Consider the following 20530-nt stretch of genomic DNA (forward strand, 5'->3'; position numbering starts at 1 on the left):
CCGGCTAGGCCGGTCTCAGCGCTGCGCGCTCGACCCATAGCCACCGGCGGCAGGCCGCCGGCCTCTCGTGGTTGCTCTTCTCGTGGCGGTCCCGTCCCGCCCCGCAAGCCGGGTCGCTGCGCGCCCCGGTTGGCCCCCGGGCCATCGCCCCCGGGCTCGGTGCCGGGCCACCCCGGCCGGGCCTGGCCCGCATCGGTCGATCGGCCCCGGGCGCTGCGCGCCTCCCCCTGGGCTCCCCCGCCCCCGTCAGGGAAGGGTGCAGCAGATCGCCCCGGTCTCTCGGTGGTGAGAGCCGGGGCGATCGGGGGCGTGTGTTTCAGGCTTGGCCGGGCCGGAGGATGTGGCCGTTGTGGGCGTCCCTGAGCTCCTTGCATCCGGCGCATTCGATTCGGGGGTCATCGCCGTCCCAGATCCAGGAGTGGGCGGGGCCGTCGACGCGGATGGGGTGAGGGCAGATCTCCGGATCCGGCTGCCGTGGTGGGTCTGCGGCCGCTGCGCGCCCGAAGGCATCGCCGATGAGGCGCCAGAGCTCGCGGCCGCCGGGTTCGTTGCCCCATCCGCCGGCGGTCTCAGCCATGGTCGGCCGCCTGCGTGCTCGAGGCGGGTGCGCAGCTCGAGCAGAGGTCCTCGGTCTCGCTGATCCATGCCGTGTGTTGAGCCGATTCTAGTGCGGGTGTCGGACGGATGCCCTATATTGGTGCATGTAAACCGCCTAAAACTAGGAGTGATGATGGCGAAGACAGAGATCGTCGGCTATGCGGAGATCGCCGACATGATGAAGATCTCCGTGCCCGGTGTGATGAAGGCGGCGCGCACGGACCCGAGCTTCCCGAAGCCGATCACGCCGCCTTCGATGCGCTCTCCTGGCTGGGACCGGCAGGTGATGCAGAAGTACGTCGACCAGCGCGGTGCGAAGTCCGCCGGCCGCAGCGGCCGCCCGCCGGCGGTGGGCAGCAAGCGGTACAAGTTGCCGGCCGAGGTGAACGAGGAGATCGAGCGGCGGATCCGCGCTGCCGGCACTTTCGCGGAGTTCGTGGCGCTGGCGGAGATCTCCGACAACGCGCTGCGTCAGCGCTTCTCCGGCAAGACGACGTGGCGTGAGGTCGAGCTCGAGCGGTTCGCGAAGCGGCTCGGCACCACGTTCGACGAGCTCACGGGGATCCGTCGCTGATGTCCCCGCTCATCCCGCTCGTGGCCATCGCCGTGTGCGTCATCGTCCTCGTGGCGATCGTCGGCATGCGCGGATGGCCGATCCTCGCGATCATCCTGGTCGCGACGAGCGGTGTGGGCATCCTGGTCGTGGCGATCGTCACGATCGTCCGCATGCTCCGGCGCCGCCCTGCAGGGGTCGTGGTGCGCCGATCGGAGGCCCCTCGTGACCGATGAGGCGACCCCGGACCCCTGGGCGGACCGACAGCTCGCGAGCGTCCTCGCGAACGCTCTGGGTGCCTTCGGGCGCCGTACACGGCTGGACGCCAACGTGGCGGCGAAGGAGCTCGGCGTCAGCCCGTCGACGGTGCGCCGCTGGGTCCGCAACGGCATCCCGGAGCGGCGCCGCGACCAGGTCGCGGCTCTCGTGGCTCCCGAGACGGCGGTGCTCGAGCGTGAGCGGCGTGAGCTGCTGTTCGCCCGTGAGGCGCTGTGGGACATCGCCGGCCGCGGCGCGCCGATCAGCGACGCCTGGAAGCGGGACGGCTGGCTGCGGCCGCACCTGCTCACCGTGGTGCAGCTGCGCGACCGTGGTGTCCTTGTGGTGCGGCTGACCAACCCGGACAGCGGCGAGATGAGCCGGCGGCTGCGCGCCGACGGCGGCGAGGTCCTCGAAGAGGTCGAGTTCCGCAACAGGTTCCGCGCCCAGGTCGCCAAGGGCGAGCTGCTCGAGGCGGTCGGCCCCTACCGGGTGATGGTCCCCTCGGGGCGGATGAGCCGCGGCCGCACCCAGGCCTGGCTGGCGCCGGCGCCGCGGCCGACGCTCGAGTGGCTGCGAGATCACCCGCAGGTGAAGATCCCGGTGACCAAGCCCCGGAAGAAGAAAGAGCCCCGGCCGGAGTGAATCCGGACCGGGGCTCTCCCCTGTGAGCTGCAGCTCACGTGAGACGGGCTGCGAGCTCGTCGATCTTGTCGGGGCGGAAGCCCGCCCAGTGGTCCTCGTCCGTGATGACGACGGGCGCCTGCAGGTAGCCGAGGGCCTTGACCTTCTCGAGCGCTGCGGGATCCTCGGACAGGTCGTGGATCTCGTAGTCGATGCTCTTGGCATCCAGCGCGCGGTAGGTCGCGTTGCACTGGACGCAGGAAGGCTTGGTGTAGACGGTGACGGTCATGCGATTCACCTCCTCTCTCGGAGCGTGATGATCGAGCCCAGGAGGGCGTTGAAGGTCTCGTGGTGGAGCTTGCGCAGATCGGCGATCGCGAGGGACGGGCCGGCGGCGGTCGCCGGCGTCTGCGGCAGCTGCAGCTCGTCGAAGAGCAGCTCGCGCACTGCGGTGTCGTCGTGGACGTCGATCTCACGACCGATCGCCGCGAACAGGTCGTGCGCCGGGTCTGCGGTGGCGGTGGTCATCGGTGGATCCTCTCTACTCTGTAAGTTCGGAAGTTCGGGGTCAGCGGGAGGCGCGGGGGTCGCTGCGGTCGTCGCCGGCGTCGATGCCGTTCATGCTCATCCCGGAGATCTTGCCGATCTTCCAGTCGTCGACGTACTTCTCGCTGAGGACGGCCTCAAGGTACTCGCGGGCGGCGACGTCGCCGCCCATCGCCCAGGCGCTGCGGAAGTTCTCGTACTCCTCCGGCGTGAGCTTCTGCTGGATGGTGCGATCGCGGGAGTAGTCGCGCGGTCCCTGCGTGCCGGTGACGGAGACCTTCACGCCGCCCATCGGGATGCGCTGGTTCGCGCGAGCTCGGCGCACCATCTGCTGGCGGCCGCGCTTGGTGGTGACGGCTTGGCGGGCCTTCTTCTTGAGGTTGTTCATCACGGTCTGCTTGGGGTTGTGGACGCCCTTCAGCCACCGCTGCACCGTGCGCTGACTGACGCCGAGCGCCTTCGCGGCCTCGGCGGTGGAGATCTTCGTGACCGACTTCTTGACGCCACCCGGCGTAGTGATCGTGCGGGTCGTCGAGTAGAGCGTGCGCAGGTGCTTCGCGACGTCGGATGCCTCAGCTCCTCCGGTCCCCGGGGTCGACGGCTCGGACTCAGAGCCGAGCCAGCTGATCGCCTGGAACAGCGTGTTGCGCTGCTTCAGCGCGTCGTCGTCGGTTGCCATGGTCTACTCCCTTCGTGGATCAGATGAGCTCGATGAGGTGGGACTTGCCCTCGTAGCGGCCCTTGCCGGTGAGGAACGGCAGGTGCTCCTGCAGGTCGGCCGAACCCTCGTACTTGAACTGGCCCAGGCCGCGGCCGTAGTTGCGCTCGTCGCCCGGCCATGCCTTGTCCGGGTCGGTCAGCGGCGACGTGTACAGGACGGTGTCACGGGTGATCGCGACGGGCCAACGGCCGGTCTCGTCGCCGATCTTCTTGACACGGCGGAGGATGTTCGCCCGGGCGCGGGCCTGGATCGCGTGGTAGCGCTCAGGGGCGAAGCCGGGCTTGCCCTCGTGGTGCTCGAAGCTGGCCATCAGCCCGAGGCTGCGGACGTAAACCTCCTTGAGGAGATCGCGTGCCGCCTGCGCATCCGGGTCAGCTGTGTCGAGCTCGGTGCGGGCGTTGCGGATCCGCTCATACCAGGTGTCCAGCAGGCGGGTGTGGTTCTCCCACGTCCACGCCTCGAGGATCTCGAACTCGTAGCCCCACTCGATCGCGAGCTCGAGCGTCGGGGTCGAGACCCAGGACTCGAGACCGGCGAGGCTCTTGTCGCGGTTGATCGGGTCGAGCGGGTTGGGCACGAGCCACTCGGCACGCTCGGGCAGGTTGACCTTCCAGTAGCCGGGCAGCTTGCGATCGAAGGCTACGCCGTTCGGGTGATAGGACGGCTCCCCGATCCCGAGCTCGCAACCGCTGACGCCGGCGAGGTAGCTGCCACCACGGTCGTAGGCGTGCAGCCAGCGGTGCTGCAGCTCTTCCTCGGTCGGCTGACGGTGCCAGTTGATGTCCATCTCGAGCGTCGGGATCGTCGCGGGCTCGACGGGCTTGTGCGGCGTGAACCGGGCGATGCGCTCCTCCTTCGAGGGCGCCAGGTGGAACATGAGGTCCTGGCCGGTCGTGGAGGCGTTCACCGCATACGGGGTCTGCAGCGCGCTGGCGAACAGGTCGAGGCGGTGCGCGAGGACGGCCGGGGCAGGGTTGTCGCCGATGAGGTGCTGGAAGTCGTCGCGCAGCGCGGGGATGATCACGAACCGTGCCTGCAGCCGGCTCTCGCCCGGCTTCCAGATGCGGGTGGTCGCGCTGAGCGCGTTGTCCTGCCCGCCGACCTCGTAGCCGGCCTCACGCGCACCCAGGACGAGGGGGTGGTCGACGGTGAGGTCGTGGAGGATCGAGCCGAGACGGCGCTCGGGCGAGGGCAGCTCGTCGACGGGGATCCCGAGCGCACGGGCGGCATCCGCCGTGGCGTAGATCTGGCCAGCCTCGTTCTTCCACTGGTTCTTCGTGCCCAGGCGCAGCTGCGCGACGAGCTCGGCGATGTTGCCGAGGTGCTCGATCGGCCGCTCGAGCGGGACCAGCGTCCCGTCCGGCAGCCACAGTCCATCGGTGTCCAGCACCGCGGCGGCCGCGGCGAACTCGCCCGCCGCTGCGCGGCGCGCTGCAGGCTTCTGAGCGGCCGGAGCCGCCGTCGTGGGCGCCTCGGCCGCGGGAGCACCTTCCGGAGCCGGAGCGGGCTGCTCAGCTGCCGGAGGGGACGGTGGGGCCGGCCGTGTCGGCGGAACGTCGAACAGGGTAGCGCTGGGGCCGCCGATGGGCGTCTGCGGGGTGTGGTCGCCGGTCTCGTCGTCGTCCTCACAGTCGCCGTCGTCGCCGAGCAGCACGCTGAGCGGGATGTCCCAGACACGAGTGAAACGGCCCTCGACACGGCGTCCGAGAGTCTGGTTGCCCTCGCCGTCTGCCTTCGTCCAGCCGTGGGCGATGAAGCTTCCACCGATGGAGTGGACGGAGTCGGTGATCGGCTCCCCGGTGCCGGCGGCGATGCGCGTGATGACGTCGATCATCACCTTCGGGTGCAGGTAGAGGCGCGACTCGCCGTCACGGTTGTACTTGATCGCACCGACGCGGACACCGTTCGGAGACCAGGTGTCCTGCGGCGGGATGCCGCGGCGCGTCCAGCCCAGCTGCTCCGCCTCTTCGGGGATCTCCCCGGTCGTGGTGACTAGGTGCGCGGCGCCGGAGGCGAGGGCCTCGCGAAGCAGCTCGATCGCCATGACGCCGGGGTTGCTCTGACCGCCCTCCTGGCGCACGAGAGCGTCCCAGATACCCTGATCGGCCCACTTGTGGAAGTCGGTGGCCTCCTCCGTCGAGATCGCGCCGACCTCGACGAGCATGCGCAGCATGAGCCGGATGCCGTGATCGGCGTTGACCGCCGCGTCCTTCATGCGCCCCTTGGCGCCGGGATCGTGCGGGAGCGGGGCAGTGCGCTCTCGCCACAGCTTCGCGAGCTGCGCCTTCGTGTGGATGGCGTCCTCCGAGCCGCTGAAGTAGTGCTCGCGGAGAGCTTCCCGGTGCTTGGCGAGCCAGCGGATCAGCGACGCGCCGAGCAGCGCCCGGCTGTTGCGGCGACCGCTCTGCTCGAGGAGCCCGAACGTGAGGTCGGGCTCCTCGATCTCACCCGGGTTCAGGCCGATTGAGAACGTGCGCTGCAGCGCGGATCCGTTGAGGCCGATCTGTCCAGTGGCGATGACCGAGGCGTCGATCGCGGGTGCTTCCTTGACCCCGCCGCGCTGTCCGCCGACCTTGCGGCCCTCACGGTCGAACACGGCGCGCACGAGGAACTCGAACCTGGCGACGGCCTTGCGGATGTCGGTGTCGACGAAGTCGTCGGCGAGGACGGCCATGTGCCGAGCGTTGGCGAGGATGCGGGTCATGGCGATCGCGGAGTCACCGGCGCTCGTGGCCGACAGGATCGTCTTCGGCGCCTCGCTGTTCTCCTGGGTGAGCTCCGGAGCGAGGAAGTGCATCGCGCAGCGAGCGCTCGAGCTCTTACCGGCGCCGGGAGGGCCGTAAACGTAGGTGATCAGCGGGACAGGGCTGAACGGAGCCTGCCAGACCAGGCCCAGCAGCGGAGCGATCACGCGCGCCGGAATCCGCCCACGGAAGATCTCGGTCGACTCGAGCCAAGCCTCACGCAGCAGCTGCGCATCCGCGGTCGGGTCGGGCAGGTGCAGGCGCTGCAGACCGCCGGTGAGGCGGGTGGAGACGGGGATAGACCCCTCGGCGGTGATCGCCCCGCCGGCGTGCACGAAGTACGGGCCGAAGGCGCTGTCCTCGCGCCATCCGGTGCCGGTGTAGACCTTGGAGCGCTGCGACGGGGTCGGGCGGGCGCCGTAGAGGGCATCCCAGAACAGGTCCTTGCCGCGGCGGGAGGTGGACTCGAGCATGCCGAGCCACGGCAGCGAGTTCGCCCAGGAGCCGTCGCGGATCTGCTCGTCATCCCAGACGACCGTGGCGTCCTCGATCAGGATGTCGCCGTTGTCGTCGCGCATCGGCTTACCGGTCTCGGGATCGCGCACCCAACGGTGGAAGGCGACGGTGATCTCGGTGGTCGGCGGGGTTGAGTGGGTCTCGTGGCCGGAGTCCTCGTAGCTGGCGGCGAGGACCTCGCCCCAACCGTCGAAGACGCGGATGTACCGGTTGCGGAAATCGTCGCCGTCGCGCTCGACCTTGATCTGCACGGTCTGACCGAGGCGCACACCGAACCGGGTTCCCTCGTTCGCGGATCCGTCGTCGCCGGGGAAGAACTGGTTGCCGTCGAACCGGGGCGGCTCGCTGTCGTCGCCACTGCCGGATCCGCCCGGCTGCAGCGGGGTGACCGGGGCGGCGAGGGCATCAGGGATCGGCAGATCCGCGATTTCGTGCGCGTCACGAGCGATCACGACGGCGTCCTGGATCACGTGACGGGCATCGTGAACGGCCGCGCGCTCGAGCGGCGTCGACGCCGGCACCATGGCGACGGTGTGCTCGAGGTGATCCCGCATCTTCGCGACACGGCGGACGGACTCCCCCGCCCACAGCTCGACGTTGCGCTGCACCTCGTGGGAGTCAGCGCCGGATGCCAGCTGCGCGTCGATCTCGTCACGGCAGACCTGGACGGTGTCGCTGCGGCCCTCACCGGTGAGCATCTTGCGGAGCTCGCCGAGCATGGCGAGCAGCTGCGCCGCGTTCGGGGTGAGCTGCTCGAGCTGGTCGACGGTGTAGCCGGCCTCGAGGTGGTCGGTCAGGTCGGCCTTGTCGTCGTCGACGGCCGGCCTGTACAGGGTGACGGTGGCGCCGACACCGCCGAGCAGCTTGTGCAGCTCGGCGGCCCGGGAGTAGCCGGCGACATCGCGGTCAGCGACCACGGCGACGTCGGCTCCCTGGAAGATCTCGGCGAGCTCGCGGGGGAAGGATCCGGAGCCCTGCGCGTTCGTGGTAGCGACGAGGCCTGCGGCCTCGGCGTTCTCGACGTCCTTCTCCCCCTCGAGCAGCCAGACGCGGGTGCCGGCCTCGATCGCCTGCAGCACCTCGGGGTGCCTGTACAGGACCGACACGAAGTCATCGGGCTTCTTCGCGACCATGCGGCCGTTCGGGCCGAGGAACCGCTGCTTGAACCGCTTGCGGGTCTCGCCGTCGACGGTGGCCGTCTCGCGGATGACCTCCTCGACGAGGGTGCCCTCGGCGTTGAAGTACGGGTAGGTCGTGACCCGCTCCCACTTCGCGCCCTTGAACTTGTCGACGTTGGCGGTCGACTTGTTGGTCAGGCGAGGCGGGAGCTTCGGTGCTGCGGTGAACCGCACCTTCGGCTTGCGGCGGGGTTGGCCCTCAGTGCGCTCCGGCAGCGGGGAGTCGAACAGATCCTTGACGCCGAGGCCGATCGCCGCGGTGATCTCGCGGACGTCGGCGTGGCAGGTGAAGCAGTTCAGCAGCACCTTCTCGTTGGCGCGGTCGTTCTTCACCGACAGGGAGCGGTGGCTGTCGCCGTGCACGGGGCACAGCGCCATGAACTGGTCGCCGCGGCGAGACTCCGGCTTGTAGCCGTTGACGTCGAGAGCGTCCCAGACGCGGTCGAACGCGCTGCGTGCGGATTCAGGGGTCGAGATCAGGGTCATGAGCATCCACCCGCGCGAGGTGCGCGACGGCGGATGCTGGGAAATTCAGTATCAGAGACCGAAAAAAGACGAAGTTGGGCTACCATAGACGTGCGCACCTCCTTTCAGGTACGTGAAACGCCCCTCGCGGGTCGCTAACTCAAAACCTCGAACCGGACGCCTGGACAGCAAGGTTCGAACCACACTCTTCGAAAGTCTCTCGGTTTGCCGACCGGGAGACTTTCCTCGTTCTAGGCGCTGCGTGCCAAAGGCCGGCCTCCTTCAAGAGAGTCGAAACCTGCGATCTGGTCGCGGGAAGCCTTGGCTGCTGCAGCTGCTCGTCGATCGGCAGCTGCGCGGATCTCCTCGAGGATGTAGTCCGGCACGGGGAGGTTGTGGATCTCTGCCAGACGCATCGTGCTGTACGAGCCGATCGGGATGCCGAGGCGCTCAGCTGCGGCTTCGTAGACGGCGTACTGATCGTCAGGCACGCGCGAGAGGAGGTTCTTCCTCGCGCCCCGGTCGCGACGACCGGGCTTCCTTTCATCGACCATGCGTCATGTATAGCACCCCGGACCTGAAACAGAAACAGATTTACCCCGGCGCGTCGCGCAGTCATCCAAGTGCCCATGACCTCCATAGGTGCGCCCGCAGCCTCAGATCGGACATCGGGGTCAGAAGTTTTTCGAGGGCGCAGCACCGATGGTGCGATTTTTCTCATATGAAGAGCTGTTTCGCCAGACCCGGATCACCGTATCAGCGGAGGAAAACCCCAGGTCAGAGTGATTTTGACTGATCCGACCTGACTGTTTCAGCCGTTGCAGATAAATGTAACTTTGACTCGTTGCGGCTCGGCGATATAGCCTCTGATCAGGAGTATTCAACTTGCCTCGATGTGGGGCAGATGCAGTGGGGCGGGCTGCCAGACCGCCGTATCAGGCTGGCGGGAAGCGCCCCATCCGAAGGATTCGAGGCTCAGATGGACCTGGTGACGGCGTCGACGGTCGAGGTTTACGACCGTGCTCTCGGTGTTGCGAGTCGGATCGCCGAGTGGCGCCCGATGCTGGACGCCGCGGTGTTCTCGTGGTTGCAGCCGTTCCCCATGCCGATCTACCTGTTCCACGACGCCATCGACCCCACTCTGCCGTCGGCACCGGGGACGCTCGCTCGAGCGACCACGGAGCTGGCGGGGCGCAACGGGGACTTCGATGGAGACTGGATCGACTTCGAAGGCCGCCCGGCGGCGTATGAAGGGCCCGATCCGCTGCTGTTCCCCTACATCGTCCCGCCGTACCTCGAGAGAACGACGCACCGTGAGTGGCGACGCTGGTTGCCTCACATCCTGACGGCGATGGAGCTGTCGCAGTTGCCGCGCTACGTGCCGAACCCGGATCAGCGGATCCGGCTCTCCGTCATCACAGGCGCGCAGCCGCTCCCGCAGAAGTACCTCGAGCGTGCTCTGCCGATCGAGCTGAAGACGAACGAGTGGCCTCGTGAGCTGAAGGTGGCTACACCGTCGGCTGCAGCTGCGCGTCGAGAGCTCGGCAGGCGGATCGGTCGATGGATCTGGGTGGAGCGCGAATCGGTGTACTTCCAGAGCCTCGACGCGTTGACGCTCACCCCGGTCGATGCGCTCTCAGTCGGCCGGGAGATCCTCGCGAGGTTCCTCTCGGCCGAGCACGTCCAGACGGAGATCCCCTGGCCGGCGCGCTCGGTGCACATGGTGCCCGCGAGCGAGGCGACAAGCACCAAGTCCACCAAGTCACGCCGGCGGCCGCCAGCAGCGGTCGATGCCTCCCTCGGCACATTCACCCGAGATCTGATGATCGACGCGATCGCCACGGGGCGGGTGCGCCTCAGTCACCAGAGCGGTCCTGAGCTCGCCCACCTCCCCGTTCTGGGTCGTGTTCACGACGATGCGTTCTACGTCGTGCCCAAGGTCGCTCACGAGCTCGTCGAGAGCTCGGGCCTGATGAGCGGATCCACGCTGCAGATCGCACGCTCCTTGAACGCGGCAGGGTGGCTCCACCAGCCAGCCGACGGCACGTGGACGATCCCCCGCCGCGTCGACGACCATCTGACCCGGGTGTGGAGCCTGCCCATCGAGATCCTCGGCAGCGTGCACGAGAACGAGTTCGCGCCGACGCGCTACCCCGTGCGGGAGTACCGGATGGACGTGCAAGTGATCTCCGACATCCAAAGCGTGATCCGAGCGGCGCTCATTTCTGGCGAGGCGGTGCTCGAGGCCCCCTCCGTCGAGGGGCAGGATGCCGTCGAGCTTGGGAGGGTGAAGGGTGACCGCGTGTTCATCATCCCGTCTGCGGCGAGACAACTCCTGCAGCGGCACCAGGTGCGAAATGTGGGCCCGAAGACGATCGGGAGAGCCCTGGGACAAGCAGGGTGGATCGAGCGGCCGATAGACGGAGCGTGGACGGTCTTCCGCCGCCTCGACGGCAAAGGCATGCGGGTCTGGAACCTCCCGCTCTCGTTCCTCGAGGGGCACTGGCGTGAAGCCTTCTGACAGCGCGCGGTAGCTCAGAGAGGGTCGATCAGCGAAGCGTCCGACGGGTCGACGCGGGTGGTGTAGTTCACCTTCCGGTCGACCTCGTAGGTGGCGATGCTGCCGGCGACACGGTCGGACTCGGCGGTGAGCAGCTCGAGCATGTGCTCCTGGCCCGCCTGGTTGAGCTTGCCCGGTTGCAGGTACTCCTCCCAGACGTCGCGCTCGAGGAACACCGGCATCCTGTCGTGGATCTCGCCGCTCGCGTCGCGCGCCGGCCTGGTGATGATCGCGGCCGAGAGCATCCAGTCGTCGCCGACGCGACGGGCGGTGTAGATCCCCGCGGCCGTGAGCAGCTCGCCGTCCTCGGCGTGCAGGAAGTGCGGCTGCCGGTCCACCTTCGGCCCGGTCCACTCGTAGTAGCCGCGCATCGGCACGAGCGCCCGTGAGGACGCGAACGCGCCGCGCCAGAGTCCGCTGGTGGTGAGCCGCTCGATCCTCGCGTTGAAGTTGGGCTTGGTCTTCTTCTCGATGAACGACGGCCAGAAGTCCCACCGCACGACATCGAGGGTGCGGTGCAGCTCACCGCTGCTCGAGTCGACCCGTTCCCGCACGATCGGCATCGCGTTCGTCGGGGCGATACTGTACGACCCGCGCCACTCCTGGGCGTCGTCGGCCGCGGTCGCGGCGTAGTCCTGCAGCAGCTGCTGACCTGGCCGGTCGCTGGCGAATCGTCCGCACATGCGACGATCCTCTCACCGGCCACAGACGGCCGCTCAGCGGCGTCGACGCACCACCCGCGGGTTGAACGCCACCGAGGCGTGCGCGGCGCGCACGTGCGGCCGCCGGGAGCCTTCCGGGAGGGTGTACCGGCCGTAGGCGATCACGTGCCGGCCGACGAGGGTGCCGGCGTCGGTGATCTGCAGGCGGGCGAGGTTCTTCTTGTCGACGAGGATCGCGACCTGGTCGGCCGCGTCGACAAGGCGCAGCATGAGCCCGTCCCACTGCGTGCGCGTGTAGCCGGCGACCTTCCCCCAGATGATGAGATCCGTGTCGAGCCGGGTGGTGATCGCGGCATCCCGGGCATGCACGATGACCTGGTCGGCAGGCACCGGATCCTGGGTGCCGATGACGAGCTCGAGGCCGGCCGGCATCGTGTCGGCGAGCAGGTTCACCAGCATCGTCGAGAACGAGCGCTGGTCGGCGCTGTCCGCCTCCTGCTGGCTCGGCTCGGTGCGGTATCGGCGGGTCAGCTGCCCGGGCCGCTTCGAGTCGGGACGTCGACGACCGTCCGGGCCAGTGGAGGGCTCAGCGATGCCGAGGCGCATCCGCCACCGGACCGGCCGGGTGCCCTGCGGGTGCTCGTGGCCGGCATCGCCCGGGCGGTCCTTCGACCGCTCCGATCCCTCGTCGCACCCTTCGCCATGGTGAGCGGCGAACGCCGCGGCGCGCTTCGTGCTCTGCAGCGACGTCGCCCACACCTTGGCGCCGCACTCGGAGCCGTCGCGCAGCTCACCCGGGCACCAGAGATCCGGAAGCACGGCGAGACCGCGGACCTGGTCGATCGTGACCGGGTTCCCCTCAGCATCCAGCGCTGCGTCCATGGCCCTCCTCTGGTCAATAGTCCAACGGATCGTTGGACGAGATCATTTGCGCAACGAGCCGTTGCGCAAATGCCGATCGGCAATCGTCCAGCCGGCTGCTGGACCAATTCGTCAGCCGCCGTTGATCCCGGGGATCCCCGTGTCGTCCGGTTTCGGCCTCGTCGACGGCGGGAGCTCGACGCGGCGGCCGCACTCGGGGCAGACCCATCCGCCACCAGGTGCATCGCGCATCACGACCAGGTCGTCGGGGCATGTCGCGACCGTCGACGGGAGGATCGTGAGCGCGTCCATCGCGGCGCGCAGCGCCTCGGCCGGCACCTCGAACGCCGGGTCCCACGCGATGAACGACCCGCCCTGCCGCGAGGTGAGTACTCGGATGCCGGCGGCGCGCGCTGCACGGCGCAGGCCGCGGCGGAACTCGTCGACGGGCGCCGGCAGTTCCTGCTGCAGCAGCGCGATGCTCCCGGTGCTCCGCAGCCGCTCGAGGTACGTGTCGAAGTCGATCTCGCTCATGCGCGATCGCCCGCCGGCTGCGCGATCGCCTCGGCCTCGACGCCGGTGGCGAGCATCCGCAGCGCCCGCGCCTGCGCAGCTGGCGTCCACGGCGATTCGACGCCGGTCACGTTCGCGATGCGCATCGTGATCTCCCCGTCCGCTGCGCGCAGGAACGTCGCCACGGCGAGCAGCTCGCTGCCCTCGGGGACGTCGACGGGGATCTCCGCGATCATGAGCTCACGCCGCGTCGCTGTAGTAGCCGGGGACCTCGCGCGTGACCGTCGCGACCATCTTGGCGACATCGACGTCGGGGAACTCGTTCTCATTCACCGAGAGAGGCAGGCCCGAGGAGACCTTCTTGAGACCGGGCCGCGACACCTCGAGGCGATCGCACTCGTTGTTCAGCGCCACCATGTACGCGGCGAGCGCGAGGCCGGCGTCGTCGGGTCGGATGGTCCAGACGCGGCAGAGGAGGCGGCCGATGTTGTCGCTGGGGTGGTAGGCGCCGAGGTGTGCGGTGTGGCGGGCGTCGAGCTGGCCGAAGTGGGCGGCGGAGTTCTCGAAGAACGAGCGGTATTGGGTGTACGGGATCGTGACGTTGTCGGTCATGGCGGGGTGCTCCGTTCAGCTGGTGGTGAGGATCTGCCAGAGGGCGACGGCGACGGTGCCGGCGACCATGTAGGGGCCGAAGGGGATCTGGCGGCCGCGGCGGCCGGCGGCGTGGATCGCGGCGTGCGGGAGGGCGAGGACGTAGGCGGCCGCGGCGCCGAGGAGGGCGGGGATGATGCCCCACCAGCCGAGGGCGAGGGCGAGGGCGCCGGCGAGCTTGACGTCACCGTAGGCGACGGCGCCGAGGAGGCCGAGGACGAAGTAGATCGCCCAGAGGGCGGCGCCGGCGAGGACGGCGATGCCCACGTGACCGAGGTCGCCGGTGACGAGGCCGCAGGAGGCCACCAGGACGCCTGTGACGGCGTAGAGGGGCCAGACGAGCCGGTTGGGAAGGCGGCTCTCTCGGAAGTCGTAGACGGCCAGCCAGGCGCCAATGGTGGCCACTGCGGCGATGAGCAGCCACTCGAGGATCGGGAGGGGGTTGGCGGCGATGGTGGTGATCGCGGTGGCGATGAGAGCGGTTGCCCCGCCGGCGGCTCCGGTGAGCGCCCAGATGGCCGGGTTCGGGTTCCGGGTCTGGGGCACGTCGGCGGGGCTGGTCGCTGTCATCGGCTGCTCAGAATCGGCCGCGGATCTGGTCGATGAGCTCGACGGTCTCGGGCTCGGGCTCGTAGCCGTCTTCGAAGCTGTCGAGCTCGTCTTCGTGCTGGCTGACGATGCGCTCGAAGCCGTCCTTGTCGCCGGCGAGGGACTCGGCGAGCATCGCGTCGCGCCACAGGGTCTCGTTGACCGGGTCGATCTGGCGGCCGACCGTGGCGGCGAGGCGGGCATCCGCGATGCGGCTGGTGCGCAGCGAGCGGGTGACGAGCTCGTGTGCGGCGTCGCCGATCGCCTGGATGATCTCGGTGCGCAGGACCTCGGCCCAGCGGTAGTACTTCTCGCGGACGCCGCTGAACGGCTGTCCCTGCACCAGGCGCAGTGCGGCGATCAGGTTCTCCGTCGAGGTCTTGGAGAGATCGTCACCGATGAGCTCCTTCCAGACGTCCCAGTCGGTGCGGACGAGCTCGTGGAGGCGGTAGCCCTGGGCGCCGACCTTCGGGAACCACTCCTCCTCGTCGGCCGAGACGCCGATCCACTTGCGGGCTTTGGAGGCCAGGCCGTTGCGGTTCTGCTGGGCCTGCTTGCCGGTGGCGAGCTTGCCTGGCCAGAGCGCGTCGTGCACGCTGATCGCTGAGGCGCCCGGGTTGAGCGCGAGGAAGGCGAGCAGCTCGGTCGAGCGGACGACGGCGGAGCGGTTGATCTCCGAGGTCTGCGGGGTGCGCGGCTCGGGTCCCTGCGCGTTGTGCAGCGTCACCGGGCCGAGGATCTGCAGCCACGGCACGTCGGCCGGGAAGATCTCGTCGACGGCGGGCACAGCAGGCTCCTCGTCGACGGGCTCCTCGACGACGTCGACGACGGTCTCGGCGGCCGCCTCGGCGATCCAGGCCTCGGCGGCGGGTGCCTCCTCGGCCGTCTCGGCGGGCTCCTCGTCGACGTCGACCATGTCGGTCTGCGCCGGGAGCTCGTCGAGCCCCAGCGAGGCCCGCCAGTCCGCCGATGCGGCCGGGGTCTCGGCGACGAGCGTGGCTACGGCCGCGGCCGCGGGGATGTCCTCGAGCGAGATCTCCGCCTCGGTGTACGTGGAGGTTTGGGTGGGTGCCTCCTCCGTGGTGGCGAACAGCTCCATGATCCGGCGCAGCTCGTCCTCGTTCACGATCTGCGGGGTCAGCGGGAGGCTCGCGCCGGCGGCGGGGATGTTGAGGTTGGCGGTCTTGTCGTCGGTGAGGTGCAGCGTCCACTCCCCTGCGAGCTCACCGGCGGCGATGGCCGCGACGCCCACGCGCGGGACCCGCGTGACCAGGTCAGCGATCTCCGCCTTCGTGGCCTCGTCGGGCATCTCGCCGAGGATGACGATCTCGGGGGTCCACGCCTCGGCGAACATCCCGAGCGAGCGGGCCTCCTCGATCGAGTTCACGCCGAGCTCGTCGAGCGTGGCCTTCGTCGACGCGGCCTGAGCGCGCAGTACGCGCATCAGCTCGTCGACGTCGTCGATGTGCCGGATCCGGCCGGTGTCGAGCGCTGCCGGCAGGCCCGGGGCGATCCCGACGAGCGTGACCGACAGGTCGTCCGCCCACTGGCTCGTCGCGAGCTCGACGGCCAGGCCCGTGAGTGCACCGGAGATCGTCGACGGGTTGCCGGTGAGGTTCAGAGCGCCGATGTGCTCGAGGTCGACCATGAGGTGCGCGTCGCCCTGGTCCTGGCCGATGGTGACCAGCGCCGGCCACGGCGAGCTGGGGATGCGCTCGAGCTCGGGCAGCTGCTCCGGGTCGACCGTCCACGCGGTCTTGTCGTCGGTGACCGGAGCGAACGGCGCCGGCAGGTCGAACGGCTCCTCGAGGTAGAGGGCGATCTCCGCATCGGACAGGCGCAGCGCGTACAGCTGCGGCAGCTGGTTGTTCGTGTCCTGCGCCCAGATGGCCAGGTGGCGCAGCGCGTGGTCGACGTGCTCCATGCCCATCGGGTTCTCCACGGCGCGCAGCTCGAGCTCCATCGTCCCGGCCTCGCCCTGCGGCATCGCGATCCGCTGGCCCGGACGGCGACGGCGGCGCTGCTTCATCCGCTTGATGCCGAGAAACGAGAGCAGACCCGCCGCGGCGATCGCGCCGAGCCCGCCGATCGTGCGCACGTTGAACAGCTCGTCGATCCAGTCGTCGCCCTCGTCGACCGATGCCTGCTCGGCCGCGGCCGGCGCCGACTTCTCCTCCGCCGGCGTCTGCGTCTCGGTAGAGGGTGTGCCCAGGCCCAGACCCGACAGGTCCGGGACCGCCGCCTGCTCGCTCTCGGGCGCGGCAGCATCCGCGGCCGGCGCGTCAGCTGCAGGAGCACCCTCAGCGGACGGCGCAGCCTGCTCGGCCGGCGCTTCGACGGGCGCCTCGGCCGGCGCCTGCTCGACCGGGGCGGGAGCGGCCGTCGGCGCGGGCGCGACGGATGCCGCGGCGCCCGGGATGGTGACGACGTCGCCGGGGTAGATCAGGTTCGGGTCGGTGATCTTGTGGCCCGTGGGCTGGACGGTGTCCTTCGAAGCCTCGAAGATCTCGTGGTAGTTCGCGCCGTCACCGGTGGCGTCCTCCGCGATGTCCCAGAGGGTGTCGCCGGCCACCACGGTGTGCTGCTCGGCCGCGGCCGCCGGCGCCGACTCTGCAGCCGGTGACGCGGCATCCGCGGGGAGCTTGAGCACCCACCCGGCGTTGAGCCAGTGCTGGCCGTCCAGCGCCCACCCGTCGGCCTGCTCGACGCCGTAGTTGAGATCCGCGATCTCCTGCCACCGCTCACCCTGACCGAGCTGCTTCTCCGCGATCTGCCAGAGCGAATCGCCGTCCTGCACGGTGTACGTCGGCCCCGCCTCCTGCACAGCGGCAGGCGCCGCTTCGTCGACGTGCGAGCTCGCGTCGGCTGCGACGGTCGACGTCTGCACGAACGACTGCGACATGACCGTCGTCGGAGCTGCAGGGAGCTCGGCCGCCGTCGCTGCGGTGGCGCCGCCGCCGATCGTTACCATGGCGACGATCGCGCCGACGAGGACGGATGCGCCCTTCTGCTGCAGACCGAGGCCCGGGATCCTCGGCGCGGGCATCCGGCGGATCTGTGCCGGGATCTCGACCAGGATCGCGATCGCCATCGACAGCCACGCGAGCCAGCCGATCAGCGGGAGCACGGTGCCGACGAAGAACACTCCGCCGACATCCGGGCCGGACAGGACGCGGGCGAACTCGTCCCCGGTGGGGAACGGGTTGCCGGCGAAGAACACGAGCGCGGCGGGGATCCCCACCAGCAGCCCGATCAGGACGACCAGAGAGGCAAGGCCTCCGAGTACGCGCTTCATGGTGTTCCTCCTCAGCCGTTCGGCGTGGTGGGCTTGACGTTCACCGACTGGATCTCGTTGATTTCCAGCTGGGTCGAGCTCGAGGTCGTGAGGTTGACGGTGCCGCTGGCGCCGGAGAGCGACGTCCAGGTGACGGGCCACTGGCTTGTCGCGGTCACGGTGTAGCGATCGCCAGGCTGGTTCTGCGAGGTGCGGTCGTACCGGTGCCCGCACGTCGGGCTGTCGCTGAGCCCGTACCCGACCGAGTAGGCGGTGCCGGTACTGCCGCAGACGACCTCGCGGCCGTCGCCCATGTTCCAGCGGATGCCGGTCACCTGGGCGGTCGCGGTGATCGTCTGTCCGCCCAGCGTCGCAGTCTCGGTGTAGGGGCCCCAGGTCAGAGGCTGGGGGTTCTCGACCCACAGCCAGACCGGGATGCCGACGTAGCTGCGGCGGTGGCCCCAGGCGGGGTTCACCTGCGGCGCCATGCCGATGTCGACGCCGCGCAGCTGGAAGGTCGCGATGAGCTGCGCAGCTGCGCGGCCAGGGGTGAGCACCTTCAGGCCCGGAGGAACGGTCTCGCTCCAAAACTGGGTCTCCTGGCCCAGCCCAGGCGACCCGCCCGGCGACGGGTTGAACATGATGCAGCCGTAGTAGCCGGCCTCGGGTGAGTACCCCGGAGGGCGTGCCGGCCAGACGCCGTCCTTCATGAAGACGTAGCACTGGCGAACGTTCGACCAGTAGTTGGTCGACCCGCCGCAGTCGATGATCGCGTAGAAGCGCTGGTAGGTGCCGCCGTCGAAGACGCGGATGTCGTCGGCCGTCCACCCGAGCTGCAGAAGACCCGACTCGGAATTCTCGTAGTAGCAAGTCGGCGCGCCAGGGGTCCACCCGTTGCTGTCGGGGTTCGGCGCCGGATCCGAAGGCACAGAGATCGTGAGATAGCAGACACTGAGGTCATTGCAGTACACGCCACCAGCTGCCTGAGCAGGCGCGGTGGCTACGAGAGATCCTGCCGCGAGGGCGAGGATCGCGGCGAATGCAGCGAGTGCTCGTCTCAGCATGTCGTCCCCAGACTGATGCGATCGTTGACGAGCCACGTCTTGGTCTCTGCGTTGTAGATGACGTGGAACTCGACCTCGTTACGAGGCTTCGGGTTCTCCATGGCGGGCTTGCCGTCAGCGGTCGTGATCTTGCGCTGCGAGCCGTCCAGGCAGCCGGGGACAATCACGAGGCCGTTCTCGACACCCTCGTACTCCTGGCCGTAAGCCGTCTTGGGCTCGAACACGAGCGACCCTTCAACCTTCGACTGACCCTCGATACTGTCGCCGTCCGCGTTGAGGATCGGGCCCTTGGAGATCCGGAGAGCATCCTCCTGGAACTCCTTGAGCGTCTTGCCCGTGGCGACGGCCTCGTATGCGCTGGCGTCGGTGCCGCCCGCCGCACTGATCTGAGCCTGAGTGGCGAGCAGCAGGTCGATCGTGGCCTTGGCCTTGTCGATCGCCTCATCTTCGTCCTTGGGTGCCTCGCCGGTGATCGACGTCGGCGCGGTGGCGGTGGGGGTCGGCGATGCCGTCGACGGGGTCGGGGTCGGTCCGTTGGTCGTCGTGCATCCGGCGAGGAGCATGCTGCTGAGTGCAACGGCCGTGAGTGCGGTGATGATGCGCTTGCTGGTCATGGGGAGCTCCTACTGTGTGATGATCCGGGCCGAGCTCGTCGCGCCGACCGGGAGGCTGTTTACCCCGATCAGTGAGAGGAATCGGGTGGTGTACGTGTCTTCGACGCTAACGGTGATCGTGTCGCCGACGACAGAAACGTTGCCTTCAATCCCTGCAGCGGCGATGTAGTTCTGCGCGGCGACTTGGGCGGCGCTGCCGTTGAGCTGCAGCGTTCCGTCGACGACGGCCTGGCCGGCGACGGCGTTGGTGCCGGCGCGGGCGGCGGATGCCGCGGTCATCTGAGCGTTCTGCGTGGACTGGTACTTCCCGGAGCTGTCGACGACGAGTCCGACGACGACGACGAGCACGACGACGCAGGCGAGGAAGATCACGGAGACGGAGCCGCGCTCGTCGTTGCGCAGCTGGTCGAGGATCTGGCGGATCTTGTTCATGGCCGCTCCCGGTAGGCGTCGACGGGTGAGGTCGCGCTCCGCTCGATCGTCCAGGTGCCGGGCAGGCCAGGCAGGGCGACGTCGGAGAGGTTGAGGGTGCAGGTGATGGTGCCGGAGACGGTGCCGACCTGTCCGAGCGGGACGTTGAGTCCGCTGTCGTCGATCAGCACGTCGAGGGTGTTGCAGGCGTATCCGCTCTGCGCCATCGACGTCTGCGCGGCCGCGTTCGCGTCCTGCTGTGCTTCGGCGGTGGTGCGGGAGAGGGATGCCTCCCTGGCCGCGGCGTTCGCTGCCGCCTCTGCAGCGTTCGAGGCGAGGGCGATGCGGCCGCCGGCGACCAGGAGCAGGATCACGAGCACCATGACCGGGGCGAGCATCACGAGCTCGACGGACATGCTGCCCTCTTCCTTGCGGTGGAGGAGCGAGCGGAGGGCGCTGCGGAGCTTCATTGCACCCACCTCTCTGTGGGGCCGGTGACGGTGCGCGAGACCGTGACCGGGAGGCCGGGCAGGAGCGTCGCGACGGTGCCGGTGACGGTCACGGTGACCGTCTCGGCGGTGCGCTGCACCACGACGTTCGAGCCGGACACGATCGAGCCGGCTTGGGTGAGGGCGGCCTCTCCGGCGCTCACGCCGTCCTCGGACGAGGCGTCGTAGAGCCGTGCCGAGTTGTAGGCGGTGGAGGCTGCGGCCTGCGCGACGTTGTTCGCCTGCAGGACCACGGCCCCCTGGATGAGGCCGAAGAAGATCAGGAGCACCACGGGGATGATCATGATCGCCTCGACCGCTGCGGAGCCGCGCTCGAGCTCACCGCGTGCGGGGCGCGCAGTGTGCAGGAGGGTGTGAACGCGGCTCATCAGGCTCACCCGGGGAGCTGACCGATCTGGGTGTTGACGAAGGCGGTGACGGCGGCGATGACGATGCCGGCGATCACCAGGATGCCGACCACGAGGAAGATCCACTCGACGGTCTGCAGGCCCTTCTCGGCGGTCGCCTTGAGCGCGATGGCGCGCCGACGGAGACCGGAAACGAACTGACGGCTGAGAGTGCTCATGTGAGCTCCAATCTGTGTGTGCTGTTGACCATAGGTACGGTTTTCGCGGCTAATCG

The 20530-nt window shown here is 69.0% G+C and carries 23 protein-coding genes; 4 read left to right on the top strand and 19 right to left on the bottom strand.

The genetic code is table 11. The annotated features are described in order from the left end of the window. Nucleotides 1-316 precede the first annotated feature (316 nt). Complete coding sequence (locus tag WFM69_RS18495) at nt 317-577, bottom strand: hypothetical protein (protein ID WP_337007213.1); 261 nt, start codon at nt 575-577, stop codon at nt 317-319. A 153-nt stretch (nt 578-730) separates the two neighbouring features. Between WFM69_RS18495 and WFM69_RS18500 the strand changes: the two genes are divergently transcribed. The 3 genes from WFM69_RS18500 to WFM69_RS18510 are packed head-to-tail and all read left to right on the top strand — an operon-like array spanning nt 731 to nt 2053. Continuing rightward, the gene (locus tag WFM69_RS18500) at nt 731-1171 is read left to right on the top strand and encodes a hypothetical protein (protein WP_337007216.1); all 441 of its coding nucleotides are present in this window, start codon (nt 731-733) and stop codon (nt 1169-1171) included. Continuing rightward, nucleotides 1171-1386 (top strand): hypothetical protein, encoded by a 216-nt coding sequence (locus WFM69_RS18505; RefSeq protein ID WP_337007218.1) that lies wholly within the window; start codon nt 1171-1173, stop codon nt 1384-1386. The genes WFM69_RS18500 and WFM69_RS18505 overlap by 1 nt, the downstream gene beginning before the upstream one ends. After that, nucleotides 1376-2053, top strand: a complete 678-nt coding sequence (locus WFM69_RS18510; RefSeq protein ID WP_337007220.1) for a hypothetical protein — start codon at nt 1376-1378, stop codon at nt 2051-2053. The genes WFM69_RS18505 and WFM69_RS18510 overlap by 11 nt, the downstream gene beginning before the upstream one ends. A gap of 34 nt (nt 2054-2087) precedes the next feature. On the opposite strand, the gene nrdH is transcribed toward WFM69_RS18510, so the two are convergent. From nrdH to WFM69_RS18535, 5 genes are all read right to left on the bottom strand, one after another. Continuing rightward, nucleotides 2088-2321, bottom strand: a complete 234-nt coding sequence (gene nrdH, locus WFM69_RS18515; protein ID WP_077049486.1) for a glutaredoxin-like protein NrdH — start codon at nt 2319-2321, stop codon at nt 2088-2090. Nucleotides 2322-2326: 5 nt separating this feature from the next. Next, the gene (locus WFM69_RS18520) at nt 2327-2560 is read right to left on the bottom strand and encodes a hypothetical protein (protein ID WP_337007225.1); all 234 of its coding nucleotides are present in this window, start codon (nt 2558-2560) and stop codon (nt 2327-2329) included. 40 nt (nt 2561-2600) lie between these two features. Continuing rightward, the gene (locus tag WFM69_RS18525) at nt 2601-3257 is read right to left on the bottom strand and encodes a helix-turn-helix domain-containing protein (protein ID WP_337007227.1); all 657 of its coding nucleotides are present in this window, start codon (nt 3255-3257) and stop codon (nt 2601-2603) included. A 19-nt stretch (nt 3258-3276) separates the two neighbouring features. Beyond that, nucleotides 3277-8223, bottom strand: a complete 4947-nt coding sequence (locus WFM69_RS18530; protein WP_337007229.1) for a telomere-associated protein — start codon at nt 8221-8223, stop codon at nt 3277-3279. A gap of 230 nt (nt 8224-8453) precedes the next feature. Further along, on the bottom strand, nt 8454-8756 hold the full coding sequence (locus tag WFM69_RS18535; RefSeq protein ID WP_337007231.1) for a hypothetical protein: 303 nt from the start codon (nt 8754-8756) through the stop codon (nt 8454-8456). 425 nt (nt 8757-9181) lie between these two features. Between WFM69_RS18535 and WFM69_RS18540 the strand changes: the two genes are divergently transcribed. Then, nucleotides 9182-10723: a hypothetical protein gene (locus tag WFM69_RS18540; RefSeq protein ID WP_337007233.1), complete on the top strand. Its 1542-nt coding sequence runs from the start codon at nt 9182-9184 to the stop codon at nt 10721-10723. A 14-nt stretch (nt 10724-10737) separates the two neighbouring features. On the opposite strand, the gene WFM69_RS18545 is transcribed toward WFM69_RS18540, so the two are convergent. The 13 genes from WFM69_RS18545 to WFM69_RS18605 form a co-directional block, all read right to left on the bottom strand. Beyond that, on the bottom strand, nt 10738-11445 hold the full coding sequence (locus WFM69_RS18545) for an SOS response-associated peptidase (RefSeq protein ID WP_337007235.1): 708 nt from the start codon (nt 11443-11445) through the stop codon (nt 10738-10740). Nucleotides 11446-11478: 33 nt separating this feature from the next. After that, nucleotides 11479-12306, bottom strand: a complete 828-nt coding sequence (locus tag WFM69_RS18550; RefSeq protein WP_337007237.1) for a hypothetical protein — start codon at nt 12304-12306, stop codon at nt 11479-11481. Between the two features lie 111 nt (nt 12307-12417). Further along, nucleotides 12418-12819, bottom strand: a complete 402-nt coding sequence (locus tag WFM69_RS18555) for a hypothetical protein (RefSeq protein ID WP_337007238.1) — start codon at nt 12817-12819, stop codon at nt 12418-12420. Beyond that, a complete protein-coding gene (locus tag WFM69_RS18560) occupies nt 12816-13034 on the bottom strand; it encodes a hypothetical protein (protein ID WP_337007239.1) in 219 nt (72 codons plus the stop codon). Before WFM69_RS18560 ends, WFM69_RS18555 begins: the two co-directional genes overlap by 4 nt. A 4-nt stretch (nt 13035-13038) precedes the next feature. Next, on the bottom strand, nt 13039-13410 hold the full coding sequence (locus WFM69_RS18565; protein ID WP_337007240.1) for a hypothetical protein: 372 nt from the start codon (nt 13408-13410) through the stop codon (nt 13039-13041). Nucleotides 13411-13425: 15 nt separating this feature from the next. Next, nucleotides 13426-14019 carry a prepilin peptidase gene (locus WFM69_RS18570; protein ID WP_337007241.1) on the bottom strand — a complete coding sequence of 198 codons (594 nt, stop codon included), beginning with the start codon at nt 14017-14019 and terminating at the stop codon, nt 13426-13428. A 7-nt stretch (nt 14020-14026) separates the two neighbouring features. Next, complete coding sequence (locus tag WFM69_RS18575; RefSeq protein WP_337007242.1) at nt 14027-17332, bottom strand: LysM peptidoglycan-binding domain-containing protein; 3306 nt, start codon at nt 17330-17332, stop codon at nt 14027-14029. 11 nt (nt 17333-17343) lie between these two features. Beyond that, the gene (locus WFM69_RS18580; protein ID WP_337007243.1) at nt 17344-18375 is read right to left on the bottom strand and encodes a hypothetical protein; all 1032 of its coding nucleotides are present in this window, start codon (nt 18373-18375) and stop codon (nt 17344-17346) included. Then, on the bottom strand, nt 18369-18989 hold the full coding sequence (locus WFM69_RS18585) for a hypothetical protein (RefSeq protein WP_337007244.1): 621 nt from the start codon (nt 18987-18989) through the stop codon (nt 18369-18371). The genes WFM69_RS18580 and WFM69_RS18585 overlap by 7 nt, the downstream gene beginning before the upstream one ends. 9 nt (nt 18990-18998) lie before the next feature. Continuing rightward, nucleotides 18999-19421: a pilus assembly protein TadG-related protein gene (locus WFM69_RS18590; RefSeq protein WP_337007245.1), complete on the bottom strand. Its 423-nt coding sequence runs from the start codon at nt 19419-19421 to the stop codon at nt 18999-19001. Beyond that, nucleotides 19418-19870, bottom strand: coding sequence for a TadE/TadG family type IV pilus assembly protein (locus WFM69_RS18595; protein ID WP_337007246.1), 453 nt, complete (start codon nt 19868-19870; stop codon nt 19418-19420). Before WFM69_RS18595 ends, WFM69_RS18590 begins: the two co-directional genes overlap by 4 nt. After that, the gene (locus WFM69_RS18600; protein WP_337007247.1) at nt 19867-20277 is read right to left on the bottom strand and encodes a TadE/TadG family type IV pilus assembly protein; all 411 of its coding nucleotides are present in this window, start codon (nt 20275-20277) and stop codon (nt 19867-19869) included. Before WFM69_RS18600 ends, WFM69_RS18595 begins: the two co-directional genes overlap by 4 nt. Before the next feature lie 5 nt (nt 20278-20282). Continuing rightward, on the bottom strand, nt 20283-20474 hold the full coding sequence (locus tag WFM69_RS18605; RefSeq protein ID WP_077049469.1) for a hypothetical protein: 192 nt from the start codon (nt 20472-20474) through the stop codon (nt 20283-20285). Nucleotides 20475-20530 lie beyond the last annotated feature (56 nt).

The sequence above is a fragment of the Microbacterium sp. LB12 genome, assembly GCF_037150835.1.
In the GTDB taxonomy this organism is placed as follows: Bacteria; Actinomycetota; Actinomycetes; order Actinomycetales; family Microbacteriaceae; genus Microbacterium.